22 protein-coding genes are annotated in these 21,487 nt (G+C 72.3%); 12 read left to right on the forward strand and 10 right to left on the reverse strand.

All coding sequences use genetic code 11. The annotated features are described in order from the left end of the window. The first annotated feature begins 3 nt into the window (after nt 1-3). The 3 genes from CKY47_RS23385 (at nt 4) to CKY47_RS23395 (ending at nt 4,737) form a co-directional block, all read left to right on the forward strand. Nucleotides 4-1,182 (forward strand): class I SAM-dependent methyltransferase, encoded by a 1,179-nt coding sequence (locus CKY47_RS23385; protein WP_306748143.1) that lies wholly within the window; start codon nt 4-6, stop codon nt 1,180-1,182. 13 nt (nt 1,183-1,195) lie between these two features. Next, a complete protein-coding gene (locus tag CKY47_RS23390) occupies nt 1,196-2,242 on the forward strand; it encodes a carboxymuconolactone decarboxylase family protein (protein WP_306748145.1) in 1,047 nt (348 codons plus the stop codon). Nucleotides 2,243-3,933: 1,691 nt separating this feature from the next. Continuing rightward, nucleotides 3,934-4,737: an AfsR/SARP family transcriptional regulator gene (locus CKY47_RS23395; RefSeq protein WP_306748147.1), complete on the forward strand. Its 804-nt coding sequence runs from the start codon at nt 3,934-3,936 to the stop codon at nt 4,735-4,737. A gap of 92 nt (nt 4,738-4,829) precedes the next feature. Here CKY47_RS23395 and CKY47_RS23400 read toward each other — a convergent pair whose 3' ends face one another. Both CKY47_RS23400 and CKY47_RS23405 read right to left on the reverse strand, forming a co-directional pair. Continuing rightward, the gene (locus CKY47_RS23400) at nt 4,830-6,464 is read right to left on the reverse strand and encodes an FAD-dependent oxidoreductase (RefSeq protein ID WP_306748150.1); all 1,635 of its coding nucleotides are present in this window, start codon (nt 6,462-6,464) and stop codon (nt 4,830-4,832) included. Further along, nucleotides 6,461-7,030 (reverse strand): DUF5987 family protein, encoded by a 570-nt coding sequence (locus CKY47_RS23405; protein WP_306748151.1) that lies wholly within the window; start codon nt 7,028-7,030, stop codon nt 6,461-6,463. Before CKY47_RS23405 ends, CKY47_RS23400 begins: the two co-directional genes overlap by 4 nt. Before the next feature lie 307 nt (nt 7,031-7,337). On the opposite strand from CKY47_RS23405, the gene CKY47_RS23410 reads away from it, so the two are divergent. After that, entirely contained in the window at nt 7,338-8,084 is a 747-nt protein-coding gene (locus tag CKY47_RS23410) for a helix-turn-helix transcriptional regulator (protein ID WP_306748152.1), read from the forward strand. Nucleotides 8,085-8,214: 130 nt separating this feature from the next. Here the strand turns inward: CKY47_RS23410 and CKY47_RS23415 are convergent, their stop codons facing one another. Next, nucleotides 8,215-9,213, reverse strand: a complete 999-nt coding sequence (locus tag CKY47_RS23415; protein ID WP_306748153.1) for a DUF1702 family protein — start codon at nt 9,211-9,213, stop codon at nt 8,215-8,217. A 299-nt stretch (nt 9,214-9,512) separates the two neighbouring features. On the opposite strand from CKY47_RS23415, the gene CKY47_RS23420 reads away from it, so the two are divergent. The 3 genes from CKY47_RS23420 (at nt 9,513) to CKY47_RS23430 (ending at nt 11,170) form a co-directional block, all read left to right on the forward strand. Beyond that, nucleotides 9,513-9,668: a hypothetical protein gene (locus tag CKY47_RS23420; protein ID WP_306748154.1), complete on the forward strand. Its 156-nt coding sequence runs from the start codon at nt 9,513-9,515 to the stop codon at nt 9,666-9,668. A gap of 98 nt (nt 9,669-9,766) precedes the next feature. Next, on the forward strand, nt 9,767-10,240 hold the full coding sequence (locus CKY47_RS23425) for a flavin reductase family protein (RefSeq protein WP_306748283.1): 474 nt from the start codon (nt 9,767-9,769) through the stop codon (nt 10,238-10,240). 138 nt (nt 10,241-10,378) lie between these two features. Continuing rightward, complete coding sequence (locus CKY47_RS23430) at nt 10,379-11,170, forward strand: TIGR03084 family metal-binding protein (RefSeq protein WP_306748156.1); 792 nt, start codon at nt 10,379-10,381, stop codon at nt 11,168-11,170. A gap of 225 nt (nt 11,171-11,395) precedes the next feature. Here CKY47_RS23430 and CKY47_RS23435 read toward each other — a convergent pair whose 3' ends face one another. Then, complete coding sequence (locus CKY47_RS23435) at nt 11,396-12,562, reverse strand: carotenoid oxygenase family protein (protein WP_306748157.1); 1,167 nt, start codon at nt 12,560-12,562, stop codon at nt 11,396-11,398. Nucleotides 12,563-12,643: 81 nt separating this feature from the next. On the opposite strand from CKY47_RS23435, the gene CKY47_RS23440 reads away from it, so the two are divergent. Continuing rightward, nucleotides 12,644-13,423 carry a TetR/AcrR family transcriptional regulator gene (locus tag CKY47_RS23440; RefSeq protein ID WP_306748158.1) on the forward strand — a complete coding sequence of 260 codons (780 nt, stop codon included), beginning with the start codon at nt 12,644-12,646 and terminating at the stop codon, nt 13,421-13,423. A gap of 50 nt (nt 13,424-13,473) precedes the next feature. Here the strand turns inward: CKY47_RS23440 and CKY47_RS23445 are convergent, their stop codons facing one another. After that, a complete protein-coding gene (locus CKY47_RS23445; RefSeq protein WP_306748284.1) occupies nt 13,474-15,015 on the reverse strand; it encodes an acyl-CoA carboxylase subunit beta in 1,542 nt (513 codons plus the stop codon). A gap of 676 nt (nt 15,016-15,691) precedes the next feature. Here CKY47_RS23445 and CKY47_RS23450 point away from each other — a divergent pair. After that, entirely contained in the window at nt 15,692-16,678 is a 987-nt protein-coding gene (locus tag CKY47_RS23450; protein ID WP_306748159.1) for a hypothetical protein, read from the forward strand. A 17-nt stretch (nt 16,679-16,695) separates the two neighbouring features. Beyond that, nucleotides 16,696-17,322, forward strand: coding sequence for a MerR family transcriptional regulator (locus CKY47_RS23455; protein ID WP_306748160.1), 627 nt, complete (start codon nt 16,696-16,698; stop codon nt 17,320-17,322). A 25-nt stretch (nt 17,323-17,347) separates the two neighbouring features. Here CKY47_RS23455 and CKY47_RS23460 read toward each other — a convergent pair whose 3' ends face one another. Beyond that, nucleotides 17,348-18,283 (reverse strand): acyl-CoA desaturase, encoded by a 936-nt coding sequence (locus CKY47_RS23460; RefSeq protein ID WP_306748162.1) that lies wholly within the window; start codon nt 18,281-18,283, stop codon nt 17,348-17,350. 713 nt (nt 18,284-18,996) lie between these two features. Between CKY47_RS23460 and CKY47_RS23465 the strand changes: the two genes are divergently transcribed. Then, complete coding sequence (locus tag CKY47_RS23465) at nt 18,997-19,248, forward strand: hypothetical protein (RefSeq protein WP_306748164.1); 252 nt, start codon at nt 18,997-18,999, stop codon at nt 19,246-19,248. On the opposite strand, the gene CKY47_RS23470 is transcribed toward CKY47_RS23465, so the two are convergent. Continuing rightward, entirely contained in the window at nt 19,245-19,433 is a 189-nt protein-coding gene (locus CKY47_RS23470) for a hypothetical protein (protein WP_306748165.1), read from the reverse strand. The genes CKY47_RS23465 and CKY47_RS23470 overlap by 4 nt on opposite strands. Before the next feature lie 48 nt (nt 19,434-19,481). Between CKY47_RS23470 and CKY47_RS23475 the strand changes: the two genes are divergently transcribed. After that, complete coding sequence (locus tag CKY47_RS23475) at nt 19,482-20,075, forward strand: pectate lyase family protein (protein WP_442638270.1); 594 nt, start codon at nt 19,482-19,484, stop codon at nt 20,073-20,075. Between the two features lie 19 nt (nt 20,076-20,094). Here CKY47_RS23475 and CKY47_RS23480 read toward each other — a convergent pair whose 3' ends face one another. From CKY47_RS23480 to CKY47_RS23490, 3 genes are read right to left on the reverse strand one after another with little or no spacing between them, the layout of a single operon-like run. Beyond that, nucleotides 20,095-20,694: an acyl-CoA-like ligand-binding transcription factor gene (locus CKY47_RS23480; protein ID WP_306748167.1), complete on the reverse strand. Its 600-nt coding sequence runs from the start codon at nt 20,692-20,694 to the stop codon at nt 20,095-20,097. Beyond that, entirely contained in the window at nt 20,691-21,167 is a 477-nt protein-coding gene (locus CKY47_RS23485; RefSeq protein ID WP_306748168.1) for an SRPBCC family protein, read from the reverse strand. The genes CKY47_RS23480 and CKY47_RS23485 overlap by 4 nt, the downstream gene beginning before the upstream one ends. Then, on the reverse strand, nt 21,164-21,382 hold the full coding sequence (locus tag CKY47_RS23490; protein WP_306748169.1) for a hypothetical protein: 219 nt from the start codon (nt 21,380-21,382) through the stop codon (nt 21,164-21,166). The genes CKY47_RS23485 and CKY47_RS23490 overlap by 4 nt, the downstream gene beginning before the upstream one ends. Between the last annotated feature and the right edge of the window lie 105 nt (nt 21,383-21,487).

The raw sequence follows: 21,487 nt of genomic DNA on the forward strand, positions 1-21,487 counted from the left end.
ACCATGACCAACCCCGAGCACCCGAAGGCGGCGGAGTTCGCGAAGCTCCGCGCCGCCATCGCCGACGAGCGGGTCCGCGGCCTCTTCTCGTTCCGCTTCCTCGCGGCGAACGAGACGTTCTCGCGCCTCGTCGACGCGACCGCGCACCGCATCCTGGGTTCGATCGACGCGCTGCCCACGGCGTCGGGGATCACGGTCCAGCAGGCGAAGAAGGACCTGTCGATCCCCTGGCGCAGGACCGTCCCGCTGGCGTTCCTGTACGAGAAGCTCACGTTCGCGGGCGTGTTCGAGCGCGAGGACGGGCGCTACTACCGCGGCGGGACGGCGGCGCCCGACTTCGACACGGTCGCGGCCGAGCTGGCCGAGCGCGAGCCGGGGGCCGCCGTGGCCGTGGAGATCCTGCGGACGCTGGTCGACGAGGCGAAGCGCTTCTTCGCCGGTGAGGCGTCGGGCGACGAGATCCTCTTCGCGCCCGACAAGCTGCCGCTGTGGCTGAAGTACTTCTCCAACGACAACCTCCTCTACGCCATCAACAACGCGGTCGGCACCGAGGCGCTGTCGCGGCTCGTGCCGCCGGACGGCGGCCCGTTCGAGGTCCTGGAGATCGGCGGCGGCTGCGGCAGCGCGGCCGAGCACGTGCTCCGGACCCTCGGCCCGGCGATCACCCGCTACCGCTTCACCGAGGTGGCGGAGACGTTCGCCCGGCACGGTGACCGGGCGGCGAAGGCCGCGGCGTCCCCGTCCACGGTCGTGGAGCCGGCACGGGTGGACATGACGCTGCCGTGGGAGCCGCAGGGGGTCGAGCCGGGCACGTTCGACGTGGTCTACGCGGTCAACTGCTTCCACGTGGCGCACGACATGGACTTCGTCGTCCGCGAGGCGGCGAAGGCGCTCAAGCCCGGCGGCACGGTCGTGGTGTCCGAGTGCGTCCGCCCGACGAAATTCTCGCGACCCATCCACGCCGAGGTCATCTTCGACTTCCTGGACAGCTTCACCGACGTCGCCACCGACCCGGTGCGGCGGCCCACGCACGGCTTCCTGACGCCCGCCGCCTGGCGGGCCACCTTCGAGGCCGCCGGGCTCGGCGACGTGCGGGTCCTCCCGGACGTCGACGCGATCGCCGAGCAGTACCCGGACTTCGTCGTCGGCGCCGTGCTGGCCCGCGCGACCCCTTCCGCCTGAGTGAGGAGTGGTCATGGTTGCCGTGCTGGTCCGCTTCGCGGTGCGCCGGTCGCTGAACGACACCCGCCACGTGCGCGTGGTCAAGCGCCGGCACGCCACGGGACTGGTGGCGCGGGTGTACCGGCAGGTGGAGCGCGACTTCAAGATGCTCGCGCCGCCGGTCGCGCTGCACTCGGCGTCCCCCGGGACGCTGGCCGCGTCGTGGATGGTCCTGCGGGAGACGCTGCTGGCGGACGGCGTCGCCGAGCGGGCGGACAAGGAGGCGGTGGCCACCGGGGTGTCGCTCGCCAACTCCTGCCCGTACTGCGCGGACGTGCACGGCATGACGCTGGACGCCCTGCCGGCCGCCGGCGCCGGCCGGGACGTGGTGACCGAGTGGGCGCGCGCGTCGGCGTCCGCGGGGGCCCGGGTCGCGGCGCCGTTCCCGCCCGAGCAGGCGGCCGAGCTGATCGGCGTCGCGGTCGCCTTCCACTACTACAACCGCGTGGTGAACGTCTTCCTCGGCGACTCGCCCCTCCCGTCGCACGTGCCGGAGTCGGCCAGGCCGAAGGCCAGGAAGGTGCTCGGCGGGGTGATGCGGCCCGGTGCGCACGGCCCGGTCGCGGGCGAGTCGCTGGACCTGCTCCCCGCGGCGCCGCTGCCGGGCGACCTCGACTGGGCCCGGTCGAACCCGGTGGTCGCCGAGGCGTTCGCCCGCGCCTACGCCGAGGTCGACGCGGCGGGCGCCCGGTCCGTGCCGGAGAGCGTGCGCGCGCTCGTCGGGGCGCGGCTGTCGACCTGGGACGGGGGAGCGCCGGGCATCAGCAGGTCGTGGTCGGACGAGCTGACCGCCACGCTCCCGCCGGCCGACCGGGCGGCGGGCAAGCTGGCGCTGCTCGTCGCCCTGGCCTCCTACCAGGTCGACGACGCGGTCGTCGAGGAGTTCCGGCGCACCGCGCCCGGCGACGACACGCTCGTCGAGCTGACCGCGTGGGCGAGCATGGCGGCGGCGCGGCGGGTCAGCACCTGGCTCGCCGGGGGCAGGTCCGACGTGGTGGGCAACTCGTCGCCCGGGACGTGACCCCGAGCCCCACCGGATCGCCGCGGGGAAGTCCACGCGTCGTTCACCGGGCAATCCGGGAAGGGCCCGGAGGACGCCCTCCGGGCCTTTCCCGAATGGGAGCGGCGTGCTCGCGGAACCCGGTCGGTGCGGACCGGGACGTCGCGGACGGCGGTGGGTCCGTCGGACCGGTCCGCCGCGAGCAGGTCGTCCCGTCCGCGGGTTGTCGGGTGGCCGGCCCGGTTCCGCGACGGCGTCGTCGATCGGCGGTGGGTCCGTTCGCGGCGGGGTGCGGGGCCGGGGCCGCGTCGTCCGTGTCCGCCGAAGCCGCTGTTCGGCGGTCCGGGTCGTGCGGCGGGGTGCCCGTGGGGCGGTGCCCGCTCGCCGTCCGGTCCGGCCGGAGCGCGCCGTCGCAGTCGGACGAGGGGCGCCTGACGCGGGGTCCCGAAGTCCCGCGGCGCGCTCGTCTCCGAGGCGATAGGAGGACTGGTGGAGAAAGTCGTGGGGAAGGCCGTCGAGGAACGGCGGTGTTCGCCGAATTCCACTTCCCGCGGATTTTCCCGGCCACCGGCGTTCGGCCGGGGCGTTTCCCGCCGGCGATCCGCGCCGGGAAGACCGAGCGCCTTCCCGCGCCCGTGCCGTTGAACGTCGTGGAGATCGGCCACGGGGTCGGTCGTGCCGGCGCGGGCACCTCCGGCTCGCGATTCCGCGGCAACGGGGGCGCGTCGCCGACCGCGCACCGCCTGCCCGGTGGTCGCCCCCTCCGGATGCCCGGTCGCGAACCGTCCCCGGCGTCGTCCGGCAGTCGGGGAACGGCCCGGAATCCCCTCTGACCAGCGGGAAGCGGTGCGCACCGGCCGGTCGGGCGCCGGACGCGGGAGCGGTGCGGGCGTCCCGCGACGCCGGGGCGTCGGCCGGATCGACGCCTCGGACACCGACGTTTCCCGGCTCGCACCCCGATGGAAGGGGCTGTCGACCGATCAGAAACTAGAGGGATTGTCACATTCAACTCCGCCCGGACCGCGCCTCCTGTCCCGATCGCGTCGATCACCGCTGGTGAACGGCGGCGGCGACGGTTCGGCGCCGCCACGATCCCGATCTTCCGAGTCCGCCACCGGCCAAGATCGAACAGTGGTGCGCGGATCGGATCCCATCCCAATTGGCCGAATGGACTTCGTCGAGGACGGAACTGTGCAACCATGTCCGGACAAAATGCATAGGCGATCTATTGCGCTTCCTATCGCCGCTCGATAGCGGACCGAAGGAAAGTCAGTAGCGGCTTCCGGAAGATGGGTGACCGTCGGGAGTCGGCTGACGGAGGCGAGCGCGATGATCGAGACGGACCTGCGACCCGGCGGGAGCGGCGGTCGGCGCACCGCCGCGTGCAGAGGGGTGCACCACCGAGGCGGGTCCGCCGCGAAACCGGCCACGAGTGGCCGCCGGTCGGGCCGGGTCGAGCCCGGATCGCACGTCCTGGTCCCCGCGCGTGGTGCGTCGCGGAGGGCCGTCCACCGGTTCCCTCCCGTCGTCGCGAGGGCCCCGGCGCGGCCTGATCGGTGGACGTGACACCCGTTCCGCCCGGACGACCAAGCGTGTCCCGCGCGTTCCGCGGGGACCCGACCACTCGGTGGACGCCCTTCGCCGAATCGGAAAGTAGGTTCGTGGTTATCGGCTCAGTGTGAAATCAAAAGAAAATTCTGGGGAGAATGTACATGCGAATCGAAATCGTCGTGCTCGGCCCTCTTGCAGTCGATCTTGGCGGTGTCTCGATCGTGCCGACCGCGAGCAAACCGAGCCAGCTCCTGGCGGTCCTGGCGCTCAACGCCGGCCGGGTGGTGACGGCGGACGCCCTCGTCAAGGAGATCTGGGTCAACAACCCGCCCCGCACCGCGGTGTCCACCCTGCGCACCTACGTCCTGAAGCTGCGCCGGAACCTGGACACGGCGCTCGCCCGCCACGGCGGCCTGACGTCCAAGGACATCCTGATCACGCGGCGGACCGGCTACCTGCTGAACGTGGAGCCGAGCGCGGTGGACGCGTTCCGCTACGAGGAGCTCTCGGCCGCCGGGCGTCAGGCGGTCAACGAGGGCGACCACGAACGCGCGTCCCGCACGCTGGCCGAGGCGTTGCGCCTGTGGCGCGGCCCCGCGCTCGCCGACGTGCCGCTCGGGCCGCAGCTGGCGATCGAGGCGATGCGCCTCGACGAGAACCGGCTCGGCGACCTGTACCTGCGCATCGAGGCCGACCTCGCGCTCGGCCGCCACCACCAGCTGCTGGGCGAGCTCGCGACGTTGTGCGCGCGGTACCCGATGCAGGAGAACTTCCACGTGCAGCACATGGTCGCGCTGTACCGCAGCGGCAGGCAGAGCCAGGCGCTGGCGGTCTACCGCAGGTTGCGCGACGAGATGGTGGAGCAGTCGGGCGTCGAGCCGTCGCCCTGGGTGCGCCAGCTGCACCACGCGATCCTCACGGGTCAGGCCTCGGTCGAGGACAGGTCCGTGATGTTCAAGGCCTGACCCGCCGGGCCGGCACCGCGGGGTGGTGCCCGTCGCGGTCGCGACGAGCACCACCCGGGTCCGGCCGACGAGGTCGGCTCAACCGGTCAGGGTCACGCGGCCGAACCGGTCACCGGGCGGCTCGCCGCCCCGTTGGGCAGCGGGGCGCCGTAGGTCACGTCGACGCCGCGGCTCCGCGCCGCCTCGATGATGCCGGGCACGGCGCGCTCCGCGAGCGCGGCGATCGTGAGCGCGGGGTTCACGGTCAGCGCGGTCGGCACGGAGGATCCGTCGGTGACGAAGATGCCGGGATGGCCGCGCAACTCGTGGCGGTCGTCGAGCGCCGAGGTCGCGGGATCGTCCCCGATCCGACAGGAGGACAACGGATGCACCGTGTACGCACCCACCAGGTCGTTCGTCCACGGGGCGACGGTGGCGAGGCCGTCCTTCTCCAGGATCTCCTTCGCCGCCGCGTCGGCCTCCGCCCAGCCCCGCAGCGTGTTCGGCGTCGGGTCGTAGCGCAGCGGCCCCTTGCCGAGCATCTGCTGGGAGATGCGGTAGGCGTTGCCGGTGGGGGGAGGCGGGCCGAACACGCCCTCGTTGTCGTCCTCGGTCATGAGGAAGATGGTCAGCCACGACTTCCAGCGCTTGAGCATCTCCTTCTTCTCCTTGCCGAACCAGGTGGCGCCGCTCTTGCCGGGCACCTGGGCGAGGATCGTGCCGAGACCCGGCGGGAAGTAGAGCTGCTCCATGGAGAAGCGGGAGTACTCGGGCTTGCTGCCGTCCACGTTGTCCCAGCACGCGACGACGGGACCCTTGCCGATCTGGTTGGCCTCGTACACCGCACCGTTAGGCCTGCGCAGGCCGAGCACCTCGCCGACGCGCTCCTCGTTGATGATCGCGGTGTTGAGGCGCTCGCCGTTGCCGGAGAAGTAGCGGCCGACGCCGTGCGGCATCGCGCCGAGCTCCTCCTCGGAGCGCTGGAGGATCACCGGGGTGGCGCCCGCGCCCGCCGCGAGGATGACGATCTTCGCGTCGATCACGCCGCTGCCGGTGGCGACCCGGTAGTCGACCTCGTCGATGTTGTTGTAGTGGACGCGGTAGCCGCCGTCCTCGTTGCGCGAGATCTTCTGGACCTCGTGCAGCGGCCGGATCTCCGTGCCGTGCGAGAGCGCCGCGGGCAGGTAGTTGAACAGCATCGACCGCTTGGCGTCGAACCGGCAGCCGGCCATCATCCAGTTGCAGTTGGTGCACTTGGCGGTGTCGATGCCCACCGGCACCGGGTTCGCGGTGTGGCCCGAGTGGTTGCACGCCGCCGCCCACAACCCGCCCGCGTAGCTGATGTCGTCCCAGCTCTGCTGGCTCACCGGCAGCACCTCGGACACCCGGTCGTACCAGGGCTCCAGGGTGTCGCGGGTGATCGCCGCGGGCCAGACGCGGCGGCCGATCGAACCCTGCCGCTCGAAGACGTACCTGGGTGCGCGCGGCAGCGCGGCGAAGTAGACGACGCTGCCGCCGCCGACGCAGTTCCCGCCGAGGACGCTCATCCCGTCCCCGGCCACGAAGTCGAAGACCCGCGTGTAGGACTTGCCGAGGAGGTAGTCGTGGTCGAAGTCCTTGCCCTCCAACCACGGTCCGCGTTCCAGGACGACGACCTTCGCGCCTCCCGCCGCGAGGTGGTAGGCCGTGATCGACCCGCCGAAGCCGCTGCCGACGATCAGGACGTCGGTACTCTCCACCGCACTCATGCCGGGCTCCCGGATTCCGTCGTTTCGGGGTGCCGCTTGGCCAGTTCCCGGCCATAGCTGAAGTCGGGGAATCGCCACAGCCCATCGCTGTCCGGCTTGGCGAAACCCATCTGGAGCAGGCCGGGGTGGCCGTTGGCGATCGCCTCGCCCGTGCTGAGGTGCGCGGCGCTGTCGAAGGCCATGTTGCTGAACATCGCGAGCAGCACCCAGCCGCTCTGCTCCGGGTGTCCCGGCGAGGTCAGCCGCTCGACCAGCGCCACGCGGTTCTCGTAGTCCAGCGCGACGAAGGGAGGTACGTCCTCGTCGAGGGCCAGCCCGTGCTCGCCGGCGTACGCGACCGCGTGCGCGTTGAGCGCCTGGGACAGGGGACCGAGTCCGGCGGCGACCCCCGTCGCCGGGTCGTTGAGCAGTTCGAGCGCACCGGCCTCCACGGCGCCGGGATCGTCGCAGACACCGGCGATCGCACGGTCGTCCGGGCTGCGCTTGACGCCCGGGAGAATTGTGTCGGCAAAGGCTTCCAAGGTGCTCTTCTGGACCTGGTCGTCCGATTCTGCGACTGCTCCCACGGGTCCTCCTGTCTGGGTCGCGAGCCGATTTTTCAATCCTGCGTGCCGATTGTCAATCATGCATCTCTCCCCGTGCGACCCCCGCGTGTGGTGCTGCTCACCTGGGGGAACACGGTTTGTTGAGTCGTTGTGGATCGCCGCTGAAGCATGGGTGGTCCCGCTGTCGAGCCGGTGCGGAAGGTGGTTGCGCACAAATTCGCGCCAACTTACGGTCGACCGGGCCGAGCGGTTGGGTCAATCTCTCGAGTGATCGGGCGGAATTATGGACGGTTCTATTGTGGAGTCGGTCGAACGAGTAATTCGCGCTATGCGGAATAATTTGGGGGAATCGATCACGATCGACGACATGGCGCGTACCGCCATGTTCAGCAAGTTCCACTTCTCACGGATGTTCCTGCGGGTGACCGGGATCTCGCCGCGTCGCTTCCTGTCCGCGCTGCGCCTCCAGGAGGCCAAGCGGCTGCTGCTGACGAGTTCGCTGACGGTGGCGGACATCAGCCACGTGGTCGGCTACAACAGCATCGGCACCTTCAGCTCCCGGTTCCGCCTGAGCGTCGGTGTCTCGCCGACGACGTACCGGAAGAACTGCGGGTACGTCGCCCCGTTGGAGGACCACCCGCGCACCGGCCGGCAGGGCTTCGGGCGGTACCCGGTGCTGCGCGGGACCCTGCACCACCCGCCGGAGTTCCTGCCCAGCCGGGTCGTGATGGGGTTGTTCCCCGACCGGATCGCCCAGGGCCTCCCGGTCCGGCACGCGACGCTCGACGGCGCGGGCGAGTTCGCCATCGCCGACGTGCCGGACGGCACGTGGTACCTCATCGCGCGCGCCGTCGGCGCCGGGATCGGCATCGACGCGGACCACGACGCGTACGTCTCCGTGTCGGGCCCGATCAAGGTCACCGAGGGCAGGCCGGTGCGCCCCCTCGACGTGTGGCTGCGGCGGAAGTCGATCTTCGACCCGCCCGCGCTGCTGGCACAGCTCGACGAGGCGATGGTGGCCATCAGCACCGTGGCCTACCGCGCGATCGCGGAAACCACCCCGACGGTGGCCTGACAGATCACTGGGGAGAAGGCTCCGCCCAGCACGTCGCCGGGCGGGGCTTCGCTCTTTCCGGGGAGCGGGGGGCTGCGGGACCACGGGGACCACGGGACTGCGGGAACTCGGGGCGGGGTGCGGGCCGTGCTCACGCGGCCTTCGACGCGGAGCGCCGGAAGTGCTCCCTGATCCGCTCGCGCCACAGCTCGTAGGCCGGGCTCTCGCCGGGGCCCACGTCCCCGGGCTCGACCGCGACCGTGGCGGCGAGCATGACCGCCTCCTCGACCGAGCCGCCGGTGAGCGCCTCCACCGCGAGTGCGCTGTGCTCGGGCACGTAGCCCGCCGCGGTGCGGGCGGTGCCGGCGAACACCGCGCCCAGCGCGACCTCGTCGGCGTGCTCGCCCGCCAGCGCGACCAGCCTGGTGAGCCCCTCGGCCGGGCAGCCGCCCGCGAACGTGGCGGCGAGGCCGACTCCGCTCCACAGGTCGGCGCGACGCGCCTCCGGGAACGCGGCGACCGCCGCGGCGACCTCCTCGGGCCGCGCGCCCTGGATGAACCACAGCGCACGCCCGACGCCCTGGTCGGCGGCACGCGGGAAGTAGTCCGCGCGACCGGTCCACGGGTAGGGCTTGAACGGCCGTTGCGCGTCGACCACCCGCGCGGTGTGGAAGTAGGCCTTGTCGAACCCGTAGCCGTCGACGGCCAGCCAGCTCATCGTCGGGAAGAACGGCACACCTTCGAGGTCCGGCATGATGTTGCGCCACAACGGCCTCGGCAGCCGCGCCATCGCGAAGCCGATGCCGATGTAGGTGAGGAAGAGGTGCTGGAGACCTGGTCCCTCCAGCAGTTCCTTGGTCCGCGTGCCCTTCCCACCCGCCATCGCGTCGCGCACCGCGTACGCCATCGCCGCACCCTCGTAGGCGAACCCGCGCAGCTCGGGCGACACGGTCGCGAGGCGCCGCTCGACGTCCCAGAGCGTGCGCTGCTCGATGCCCCACTCGAAACCGCAGATCACCGACTGCGGGATCGACTCCAGGTGCTCGGCCGCCGGGGTCCCGGCGGCCGGGAAGCCGCGTTCGGCGAACGTCACCGAGCGCAGTTCCGGGGTCAGCGCGAACCTGCGCAGCCCTCCCAGGATCGGCGCCATGTCGGTCCTCCCAGCTCTCCTCGGGTGCTTCCGGCACCTCGGCCTCGGGTCGCACCGCCTGCTCGTCCACCGTGCTTCTCCCGGCAGCGTAAGGCGGTGCGCGGTCGCCGGGGATATCCCGGAATGCGCCGACGGCGGCTCGTCAGCCCGGCGTCACCGGCCGCGCCCTGCCGCACAGGGGGAGTGGCACCGTCGTCGAACCCTGTTGCACGCTGAGGTTCGTCAGTCGGGCGGTGTCGAACACCGGGACTGCACCCGCACTTCCTGCCTGATGTCCTTGCGGCAGGCGGATTTCGGAGATGCTGGTGGAGCCCGCCTCCGACTGCGTGCGGATCGTCGACCGGCGGGAGGGCCTGGTGGCCAGGGGCAAGAAGCGGATCGCGTGCACGCGCAGGACCGAAGACCACGCGGTGCCACCGGGCACCCCCGCCGCGGACTCGCGGGGGTCCTGGTGAGCGCCGGGCAGCACGAGGCGCACCAGGGCGGCGACCCGGTGGCGGTCCTGCGCACCGCCGCGGACCAGGAAGCGGCCAAGCGCGAGCTGCGCGACGTGATGGCGCGGTTCACCACGGGCATCACCGTGCTCACCGCACGCGGTGCGCAGGCGCACGGCATGACGGCGAACGCGTTCACGTCCGTCTCGCTCGACCCGCCGATGGTGCTGTGCTGCGTGGCCAGGACCGCGCGCATGCACCGGACGATCCTCGACGCGCGCGGGTTCGGCGTCTCGGTGCTCGGCGGTGAGCAGGAGGGGCTGGCGCGGTACTTCGCGAGCCGAGGTCGTCCGGAGGGCATGGCGCAGTTCGACCAGGTCGACTGGTTCCCGGGGCGCCACACCGGCGTGCCGCTGCTCTCCGGCTCCCTCGCGTGGCTGGAGTGCGACCTCCAGGAGGTCTACGAGGGCGGCGACCACTCGATCTTCCTGGGCCTGGTGCGGGAAGCCAGCTGCGGGACGGGCGAGGCCCTGCTGTTCCTGGGGGGCCGGATGCACCGGTACGACCCACCGCCCGCGGCCAGGTCGGCCTGACCGGCTCCGGCCGCACCCGCGTTCGCGACCGGCCGGTCGCGGACCCCCCACATCGGACGGCATGCACCGAGAAGACAGCGCGACCCGTCCCGGTCATCCTCGGGATGGACGCAAGCGACGGGCGAGAGGAAGAGGCGTGTGACTCAGCGAGACGTGATCTCCGACCTGACCGCCGAGGCCGAGGAGTTCGAGGAACTCATCACCGGCATCGACGAGGCGGCGTGGCGGCGCGAGACCCCGGCCCCCGGGTGGACGGTGGCGGACCAGGTCGCGCACCTGGCGTTCATCTTCCGCCTCGCCGGTACCGCCGCCTCCGACGCCGAGCTCTTCGGCGCCATGGCGGCGAAGGCCGCGAGCGACTTCGACGGCGCGGTCAACGCCGCGCTCGCCGAGTACGCCGGCTACGCGCCCGAGGCGCTGCGGGCGCGCTGGCGCAGCGAGACCGACACGGCGATCAAGGCGCTGGCCGCGGTCCCCGCCGACCAGGTGGTGCCCTGGCTGGTCCGGCCGCTCCCGCCGGCGGTGCTCGCCTCCGCGGGCATGATGGAGATGTTCGCCCACGGCCAGGACGTCGCCGACGCGCTCGGCGTCACCCGCGAGCGGACCGACCGGCTGTGGTGGCTCGCCCTGTTCGTCACCCTCACCTGGGACTTCGGCTACCAGGCCCGCGGCCTGACCCCGCCGTCCGCGCCGTTCCGGTTCGAGCTCACCGCCCCGTCGGGGGCCACGTGGGAGTTCGGGCCGGTCGAGGCCGAGCAGAAGATCACCGGTCCCGCCGAGGACCTGTGCCTGCTCGCCACGCGCCGCCGCCACCGCGACGACCTCGCGCTCACGGCGACCGGCCCGGACGCCGACGCCTGGCTGGACATCGCGCAGGCCTACCGCGGTCCCGCCGGTGAGGGCAGGCGTCCGGGCCAGTTCAAGGCCTGACGGGCGCTCCCGCACCGACGCGGTCCGCCACCCCGGAGTGCGCGGGGGTCGACCCCGCGACTTCTCCTCTCCTGGCGCACCACCGCCGCACGACGACCGAGGTCGCCGTCGCCGACGCGTTCACACGAGTCGGGGACGGCGACCTCGGTCGTCGTGCACCGGGTGGCGCGCGGTTCCCGGCGGGCGGCCGGGCCGCCCCGCGCCGGAGCGGCCCGCCGATCGCGCCTACCAGGGGCTCCGCTCCTCGTCGGACCGCCAGGTGGTCCTGTCCACCGCGGGGAACGCCCCGGGCAGCCGGATCGACGCGCACGGGCCGGCCGCCAGGTCGTGCGCGTCGAACACCAGCAGGGCGCTGCTCCGCCGACCCGGGTCCTCCGCGACCACGAGGAGCCGATCACCGGTCCTGCCCGCGACGAGGACCGGTCGCCCCCCGCGCCGACCGGCGCCGAGGTCGTGGACCTGCGAGGTGGACGTCCGCAGGTCGTGCCGGAACACGGTGTGGCCGCTGGTCCCGTGTACGTACCGGTGCGCGCGGCCGCAGGCGGCCGGGTCGATGCCCGCCGTGTCGACCGCCTCGACCAGTCGTCGTTCGGTCACCGCGCCCGTGGCCAGGTCGAGGGTCCAGCGCCCCAGGTGGGGGCGCGGAGCCGGTCCGCCGTCGAACGCGCCGTCGTGGCGGACGGCGTCCACGACGACCTTCCCGTCCTCCTCGAAGGCGTTCACCGCCTGGGAGGTGAAGCCGGGCGCGACCGGGAACCACCGCGGTTCGGCGTGCTCGGCGTTCCTGGGCAGCAGGCCGATGCGGGCGGGCTTGTCCGCGCGCCACGAGTAGGGCGGGCGCAGCCCCACCAGCTCGGCGGCGCGGTCGTGGACCACCGACAGGTCGAAGACCACGAGGTGATCGCGGGTCAGGGCGAGGGTCGTCACCAGCGTCGGCGCGCCGAGGGAGAACGACCGGGCGGGGCTCGCGGCGCCCGACCGGCCGATGACGAGGTGCTCCGCCACCGTCGAGCCCGCGGTCGTGGCGATGGTGTGCCACTGGCAGGTCGCCGGGTCCTGCACCGGCTGGGCGAGCAGCCTGGTCCCCGGTGCGCCGGGACGGGCCCACGGGGCCGGTGCGGGCACCGCGCCGGCGGAGGGGCACGTCCCGGGGGCCTGCGCCCGGTACCACCGCGCCGTCCCGTCGCCGATCCGCACGCCGGTGATCAGCTCGGCCCCGCCGAACGCCGCCCCCGCGCCGCGCGAGGGGTGCGGGCGGGACTGGAGGAAGCAGCCCCGGAGGTCGTCGGGCAGGTGCCCCTCGACGGGGAGCGCGTCGGCGGACGTCGGCCGGCCGATCGCGGTGGACGCGAGCGATGTGAGCGGCGTGAGTTCCCTGGTCCTGGTCAACACGGTGGTACCTCCGGCCGGTACTGGACCGAGAAAGCATAACGGTATTATGGATAAAATAGCGCTGTGATGTAACCTTGTCAAGTGAGCCCACGCCGTTCGGACCCGAGAGCACGCACCGCGCTCGTCGACATCGCCGCTCGACTGCTGGCGGCCGAAGGCCCCCAAGCGCTGTCGACCAGGAGGATCGCCGCCGACGCGGGGAGTTCGACGATGGCGGTCTACACCCACTTCGGCGGGATGTCCGGACTCGTGCGCGAGATGGTGCACGAGGGCTTCGCCCGGCTCCAGCGCTACCTGACCTCGGTCCGGGAGACCTCCGACCCGGTGGCGGACATGGCGCTGCTCGGCCGGGCGTACCGGATCAACGCGCTGGAGAACTCCCACCTGTACGGGGTGATGTTCGGCGGCGCGTCGCTCGCGGGCTTCTCCCTGACGGACGAGGACCGCCAGTACGGTCGGTACACGCTGTCGAACGTCGTCGCCTGCGCGGCCAGGTGCGTCGGCGCCGGGCGGTTCGGCACCGCCGACCCCGAACTGGTGGCCCACCAGATGTGGATCGCCACGCACGGCCTGGTCACGCTCGAACTCGGCGGCTACCTCACCACGACCCACGACGGTCCGAGCCTGTTCGAGTCGCAGCTCGTCGCGCTGATGGTCGGCGTGGGAGACACCCCGGCGGCGGCCACCAGGTCCGTGCGGTCGTCGAAGCGGCGCATCGCGAAGGAGCTCGACGGCCTGGTCGAGGCCGGAGCCCCCGGCGCCCCGGCGGAGACCGGCTCGGGAGCGGCGGAGGGCACGACGGCCACCACCCGGGCACGGGCGGTCACGGGGCCGGCGGGCCTTCCCGGCACACCGCCGTGACCCGCCCCGGGCGCGCGGGTGCGCCGGGGTGGTGACCGCCCTCCGGTCGGCTACAGCGGCACGTTGCCGTGCTTGCGCGCGGGCGCCGTCCGCCGCTTCGTCGCCATCATCCGCAGCCCGCGGGCGACGGCGGCCCTGGTCTCGACGGGGTCGATCACGTCGTCGACCAGTCCGCGTTCCGCGGCGTAGCGGGGGTGCATGAGCTGCTCGGTGTACTCGGCGATGAGCTCGGCCCTCAGGGCGACCGGGTCCGCCGCGGCGGCCAGCTCCCTGCGGAACAGGACGTTCACCGCGCCCTCCGCGCCCATGACCGCGATCTCGTTGGTCGGCCAGGCCAGGGAGAGGTCGGTGCCGATGGAACGCGAGTCCATCACGATGTAGGCCCCGCCGTAGGCCTTGCGGATGATCACCTGGATGCGCGGCACGGTCGCCTCGCAGTACGCGTAGAGCAGCTTCGCCCCGTGCCGGATCGCGCCGCCGTGCTCCTGCTCGCTGCCCGGCAGGAACCCGGGTACGTCGACCAGGGTCACGAGGGGGATGCCGAACGCGTCGCAGAACCGCACGAAGCGGGCGGCCTTCTGCGCCGCCGCGGAGTCCAGCACACCCGCGAAGGCCATCGGCTGGTTGCCGACCACGCCGACCACCTGCCCGTCGATCCTGGCCAACCCGCAGACGATGTTGCGCGCCCAGTTCTCGTGCACTTCGAGGAACTCCTCGTCGTCGACGAGCTCGGCGACGACCGCGCGCATGTCGTAGGGCTTGTTCGGCTCGGGGGGTACGATCTCGGCCAGCCTGGGCCGCACGTCGGAGGTCGCGCCCACGGGCTCGCCCTCCGGCGGCCCGTCCATGTTGTTGCCGGGCAGCAGGGAGACGAGGAAGCGCACGTCCTCCAGGCACGACTCCTCGTCGTCGTGGACGAACGTCGCCACCCCCGACAGGCTGCCGTGGACCTCGGCGCCACCGAGTTCCTCGTGCGTCACCCGCTCGCCGCTGACAGCCTCCACCACGTCCGGACCGGTCAGGTACATCTTGGCCGTGTCGCGCACCATGAACGTGAAGTCGGTGAGCGCGGGGGAGTACGCCGCCCCGCCCGCGCACGGGCCGATCACGACGCTGATCTGGGGCACTATCCCCGACGCCGCCACGTTGCGCCGGAAGATCCCGCCGTAGGCGTCGAGGGCCATGACGCCCTCCTGGATGCGGGCGCCACCGCTGTCGTTGAGCCCGATGATCGGGCACCCCGTCGCGATCGCCAGGTCCATCACCTTGTGGATCTTCGACGCGTGCGCCGCGCCGAGGGAGCCGCCGAAGACCGAGAAGTCCTGCGAGTAGACGAAGACGCGACGGCCGTGGATCGTGCCGGAGCCCGCCACGACGCCATCGGAGTGCGGCCGGTTCTCGGAGATCTTCATGCCCCTGGCCTGGTGCTGCCGGTACAGGTCGATCTCGATGAAGGAGTCCTCGTCCAGCAGCATGTCCAGCCGCTCGCGCGCGGTCCTCTTGCCGAGCGCGTGCTGCCGCTCGACCCCGGCGGCGTCCCCGGCGAGCACCCGCTCCCGCAACTCGGCGAGCCGTTCCCGGATCGACGCCATCGTGCGCGGGGCGGGCATCCTCGGGATCGGCGGCCCGGGGACCGCCGGGGGCGGCGGGCGTCTCGTCACCGGCTCGGGCACGAAGTCGAGCGACTCCACCTCGTCCGAGGTGTTCCGCCGCCAGATCCCGACATCCGACACGTCAGTCATCCGAGTCTCCCAGGAGGTGCGCCACGTGGTGACCCGCCGCGGACCGGTGTCGTCCCCCGTCGGGTGCGGCGTGGAGTCCGGTGTGGACGGCTGCGGCGTCGCGGACGTGCCGCGCGCCGGGCGTCCGGGCCACGTCCGCGGCCGACGTGTTCCCGGCGAGGACGTGGACCCGGTGGCCCGCGGCCGCGGGGGCCGCGGTGGAGGCGGAACCGGTGAACCCGGTCCCACCGGTCACGCTCACCAGCATCCGACCACATCCCCGATCGCCTGGGTCTCCTCCGCGGACGTCATACCGACCCAGCCTGCACCGACCCCCTCCCGGTGTCTTCTCCGAGAGCGCCGTGTCCGCGACCGGTTGTTCCGGGCAGTGCGGCGGTCGGGACCGGAGCGCACGCCTGGAGACGTGCCGCGTGATCGCCCTCGCGCATCATGTGGAGGACGCGTGACCCACCCCCTGCCGCGGGTGGGCGCGGTCGTCGACGCACACGGGTTCCGGGACCGACCAGGTCGGACGAAGGGGGTCGCCATGCGCGGGAGGAGCACCACGGGTGCCGTGGGCACGTCCGGCGGGTCGGGGACGCCCCTGGCCACGTCCGCGTTCGTCAACGGCCACTTCCCCCGGCGCCGCGGCCTGGTCGTCGCGCTGAGCGCCCTCGCCGGGTTCCTGCTCACGGTGGTGTGGTCCGCCGAGTTCGTCGACCAGACGATCGGCGACAACGTCGCCGACGCACTGCTCGGGCACGACGCCAAGGAGACCCCGATCGTCGGCGCGTGGGCGGGGATCGTCTTCGCGTTCGTCTCGGGTGTCGCCGGGACGTTCACCGCCTGCAACATCGCCGCCTTCGGTTCCGTGGCGCCGATGCTCGGGGAGTCGACGAGTGGCGCCGACCGGGTCAGGCGCGTGCTGAAGCCGTTGCTGTGGCTCTCGGTCGGCATGCTCGCGGTCTCGGTGCTCTACGGCGCGCTGGTGGGCCTGGTCGGGACCGGGATGCCGCAGTTCTCCACGGCGCCGAACGCACCGGGGCAGCTGTCGGCGCGGAGCGTGCAGTCGATGGTCGTGTTCGGCGTGATCGGGCTGGCCATGTGCTACATCGGCCTGGCCGCCCTGGGGTTCGTCCGCGACCCGTTCGCCCGCCTCGCCCGCCGGTTCCCCAACGCCCCGATGGTGGTCATGGGCGCGCTGATCGGGGCCTTCCTCATCGGACGGCCGTTCGCGCTGTTCCGGCAGATGTTCCGGGACGCCGCGGAGAGCGGGAACCCGCTGTACGGGGCGGTGGCGTTCAGCCTGCAGTCGATCGGCAACATCGTGATCCTCGCGGTGCTGTTCGTGGTCATGGCGCTGTTCCTCGGCGGCCGGCTGCAGCGCTGGTTGACCGAGAAGCCCTCGCGCACGGCCGCGTTGACCGCCGCCGCGCTGATCACCGTGGGCGTCTTCACGTTCCTGTACTGGGACGTGCGGCTGCTCGCCCGCCGCGAACTGATCCCGTGGTACCCCACCGCGCCCTGGGCGTGATCCGGAGGGGACGGATCGTGCGGATCAGCGAACTCAGCAGGCGCAGCGAGGTCGGCATCTCGACGATCAAGTTCTACCTGCGCTCCGGCCTGCTGCACGCGGGGGAGCGCACCGGGCCCAACCAGACGAGGTACGACGAGAGCCACGTCCGCAGGCTCCGGGTGATCCGGGCCCTGATCGACGTGGGCGGTCTGTCCCTGGCCTCGGTCGCCGAGCTCACGGGCGACCCGGACGGGCGGGGTCCGCGCCCGCCCAGGGTGCCGGGCGCGGACTCCTGGCGCTCGTGCGCCGCGGGCGTGGTCGGGGACGAGGAGAGCCGGGCGCGGTGGCGGCGCAGGCTCGTCGCGGCCTTCGAGGCACGCGGCTGGCGGGTCGACGCGGTGCACGCCGACGTGGACGACCTGGTGTCCGTCCTGGTGGCCATGGAGGTGGCCGGGCTGCCGCCGGACGACGGGGTCCTCGCCGCCTACCTCCGGGCCGGGGGGATCGTCGCCGAGGCCGAAGCGGATCAGATCGCCAACGCGGGGGCGACGGCCGAGTGCGCGGAACGGGCCGTGGTGTCGATCGCGCTCGGCGCGGCGGCCCTCGTCGCGGTCCGCAGGCTGGCCCACGACGCGATCCGGGTGGACCGGGACCCGCCCTGACCCGCTGTCACCCCTCGCCGAACCCTCATCGCGCGTCCACGCGCAACGCGGCCAGCCGCTGCGGGCGCGCCCACCGGACCTGCCAGGCCCAGCCGAGCTTCTCGAAGATCCGGATGACCCGCGCGGAGACGTCGACCTGCCCGCGGTCCACGCCGTGGCGGGCGCACGTCGGGTCGGCGTGGTGGGAGTTGTGCCAGGACTCGCCCATGGACAGGATCGCCAGCGGCCAGAAGTTGGCCGATCGGTCCCGCGACGCGAAGGGCCGGTCGCCGATCATGTGGCAGATCGAGTTCACCGACCACGTGACGTGGTGCTGGAAGGAGATCCTGGCCAGGCCGGCCCACAGGAACGCGGTCAGCGCGCCCCACCACGACATCGTGATCAGACCGCCGAGGAGCGCGGGCGCCGCCACGCTGAGCGCCACCCACAGCGGGAAGAGCCGGTCGACCGCGCGGATGTCGTCGTCGGCTTCGAGGTCCGGTGCGAACCGGTCGACGTTGGTGGTGTCCCGGCCGAACAGCCAGCCCATGTGGGCGTGCCAGAACCCCCGTGCCAGGGCCGCCGGCGAGGTGCCGAACAGCCAGGGCGAGTGCGGGTCGCCCTCGCGGTCGGAGAACGCGTGGTGACGGCGGTGGTCGGCCACCCAGCCGATCACCGGTCCCTGCGCCGCCAGTCCGCCGGCGATGGCCAGCGCCACGCGGAGCCCGCGCTTGGCCTTGAACGCGCCGTGCGTGAAGTACCGGTGGTAGCCGACCGTGACGCCCAGCGTCGAGACCGTGTAGAAGACCGCCGCGAGCGCCAGGTCCACCCAGCTCAGCCCCCACCCCCAGGTGAGCGGCACGACGGCGACGAGCGCGATGAACGGGATCACCAGGAAAAGCCGGATGACCAGGAGTTCGGTCCGGGTGCGCGGTTCGTCCAGAATCGGTTTCGGTGCGAGGGGTAACGGTGTGCTGGTCATAGGCACTGCCTCACTCGACGAGGTGCGACGCGGACCGCACACGTGCGCGAGCGTGTCGCAATGAATGGGTTGCGGCTGGTCAACCGGCGGATCGGGCACCCTCTGCGGTTCCGTCGTGCATTTCGCCGGATGAGGTCAGTCTACACCTCGGCGACTTTTCCGGCAGTGCGGGAATGTCGATCCGCTTGCGAATAGGGGGATTCCCCTGTTGTTTTCACGGTCGGTCGACCACTCGGCCGAAGGGGGTGCCCGCCGGCCGAAGGCATCCCCTTCGGCGGTCGGCCGGCGGCCGGCGCGGACGACGCCAGGGGTCGCCGACACCGTGGGGAGCAGCGGTCCGTCCACGGTGGCTGCGTCCGCCTCGGGTTCGGGACCACCCCTCCGGGGTGGGGCCGCACCGTTCTCGACGACCGGTCCGCCCGCGACCCCGGGGCACCGGTATGCCTTTGTGCGAATTCACGTATCGGAACCGGATGTTCATGTACGTGACCGGTCGGATAATGGCCCGCCCGGAGAAGTCGTGAACATTAGTGAACGGGGATCAGGATGGATTGACACGGTCAAGACCGGCCTCTGGCTTGGGACAAGCGCTTTCCGGTCTGCGCCCGCGCTGATCCTCCGAATCGACGGAGGCGTCATCAGGTCGTGGCCGAACCGCCCGGTACCGGTGAATGCGACAGCACCGCTCGACCTTCGACGACGCAGGAGACGAAATGAAACGAGCAGTCGCACGGCGGATTCCCGCGGTCGTGGCCGCGGTGGCCCTCGCGACCTCGGCCGGCGCGGCCCTGGCGATGTCGCCGGCGTCGGCGGCGGCCGGCGCCGCGACCGGCTACGCGTCCCGGAACGGCGGGACCACCGGCGGTCAGGGCGGGATCACGGTCCGCGCCACCTCCGGAACCCAGATCCACCAGGCCCTGTGCGGCCGGGCCGCCAAGGACACCCCGATCACCATCGAGGTCTAGGGGACCATCAACCACGGCAACACCGCCAAGGTCTCGGGTAACAGCTGTTCGACCGCCGCCGGTGTGATCGAGCTGAAGCGGATCGGCAACGTCACGATCATCGGTGTCGGCGGCGGCGCCGTGTTCGACCAGCTGGGCATCCACATCCGCGAGTCCCGCAACATCATCATCCGGAACGTGACCATCCGGAACGTCAAGAAGTCGGGTTCCCCACGTCCAACGGCGGAGACGCCATCGGCATGGAGAGCAGCGTCCGCAACGTCTGGGTCGACCACGTCACCCTGCTGGCGTCGGGCGGGGAGTCGGAGGGCTACGACGGCCTGTTCGACATGAAGGACGACACCCAGTACGTGACGCTGTCCTACAGCACCCTGCGCAACTCCGGCCGCGGGGGACTGGTCGGGTCCAGCGAGAGCGACCGCTCCAACGGGTTCGTCACCTACCACCACAACCTGCACCAGAACATCGACTCCCGCACGCCCCTGCTGCGGGGCGGCACGGCGCACATGTGCAACAACCACCACGTGGGCCTCGAGGAGTCCGGGATCAACTCCCGGGCCGGGGCGAAGGCGAAGGTGGACAACAACTACTTCGAGGACTCGCACAACGCCCTCGGCACCTTCTACACCGACGAGGCCGGGTACTGGCAGGTCAGCGGCAACACCTTCGACAACGTGACCTGGTCCAGCCCCGACGAGGAGACCAACCCCGCAGGTCCCGACCCCAGGCCCACCACCACCGTTTCCATCCCCTACGGCCACGCGCTCGACCAGACCGCCTGCGTGCCGGGCATCGTGGGACGGACGGCGGGGCGAACACGGGCATGAAGGAGTCGGACGGCAGGTGCTAGGGGGCACCGTCCGCCAGCGCGGCGAACGCCTGGTCGACCAGCACCCGCAGGTCCTCGACGCCGTCGTCGTCCACCCAGGCGGTCAGGGCCGTGATCAGGGCCGCGGTGGCGGCCGCGGCGATCACGCGCAGCCGCAGGTCGACCGGCCGGTCCTCGCGGTCGGCCAGCGCCCGGGCCAGCAGCGACTGCGTGGTGTCGGTGTTGCGCCACTGCCGCGCCCGCAGGGCCGGGGTGGTGACCACCAGCCGGGTCCGGGTGTAGACCGCGTCGCGGTCGGCGGCGAGCACCGCGTCCAGGCCCGCGCGCAGCGCGCCGTGCAGCGCGGTCATCGGGTCCTCCCCGGCGGGCCGCCCGCGCACCAGCCCGGCGATCAGGGGGTCGTAGTCGTCGTCCTCGACCACCGCCTCCTTCGTGGGGAAGTAGCGGAAGAACGTCATGTGGGACACGCCCGCCGCCGCGGCGATCTCCTCGACCGTGGTGTCGTCGTAGCCCTTGGTCAGGAACAGGCGCAGGGCGTGCTCCTGGATCGCGCGGCGGGTGCGCGCCTTGCGCTGCTCGCGCAAACCCCCGGCGGGCCGGGTCTGGTCCGTGGTCACCGGTCAAGCATGACCTCCAGGGGGCGGCGCGGCGCGTCCGGACCGGTCCTGCGGTGCGCCCCGCGCCCGCCGGCCCCTCGCGGCCCGGCGTGGACACCGGCCACGAGCGCCAACTCGTCGAGCGCCCGGACGAGCCAGTCGTCGAGCCTCGACGGGGGCAACCCGGCCGAGCCGGTCAGGCGCACGGTGACGGCGCTGCGGCCCGGCGCGACGCGCAGCACGCGCACCGCGCCGGTGTAGGTGGGGGAGTGCGGATCGCCCCAGGTGACGCCCAGGCTCTCCCAGTCGACCGCGATCCGCCTCTCGACGACCTCGCCGCCCACCCACAGCCGGACCAGGTGGGCGCCGTAGCAGTCGACCTCCACCCCCGCGGGCAGCCAGGACGACAGGTCTTCGAGGTCGGTGATCACCTCGAAGACCGCCTCCGCGTCGACGGGCATGGACCTCGTGCGCTCGGCGGGCGGCACGGTCACGTCCGCGCCGAGACCATGGCGTCGAGCCGGTGGTGGGCCAAGCGGTGCAGCAGCTCGGCCAGCGCCCCGGGTCGGATCTGCCCCTGGAGGTCGTGGCGCGCCTCCAGCACGGTGCAGGCCACCACCCCCTTGGGCACCCGTCCGCGGAACTCGGCGGTGAGCCGGGTCAGCGCCTCCCGGCAGCAGGGTTCCCGTCGGTATCCGTCCACGGTCATGACGCCTCCCGATTTGTCCGGATTCACCGCCCATTATCCGGGAAGGCGCGGGGCCTCGACCTGACGACTACCTGACGATCACCCACGTCGCGCCCACGGGCGGAC

It is taken from the genome of Saccharothrix longispora (genome assembly GCF_030852425.1).
GTDB lineage: Bacteria > Actinomycetota > Actinomycetes > Mycobacteriales > Pseudonocardiaceae > Actinosynnema > Actinosynnema longispora.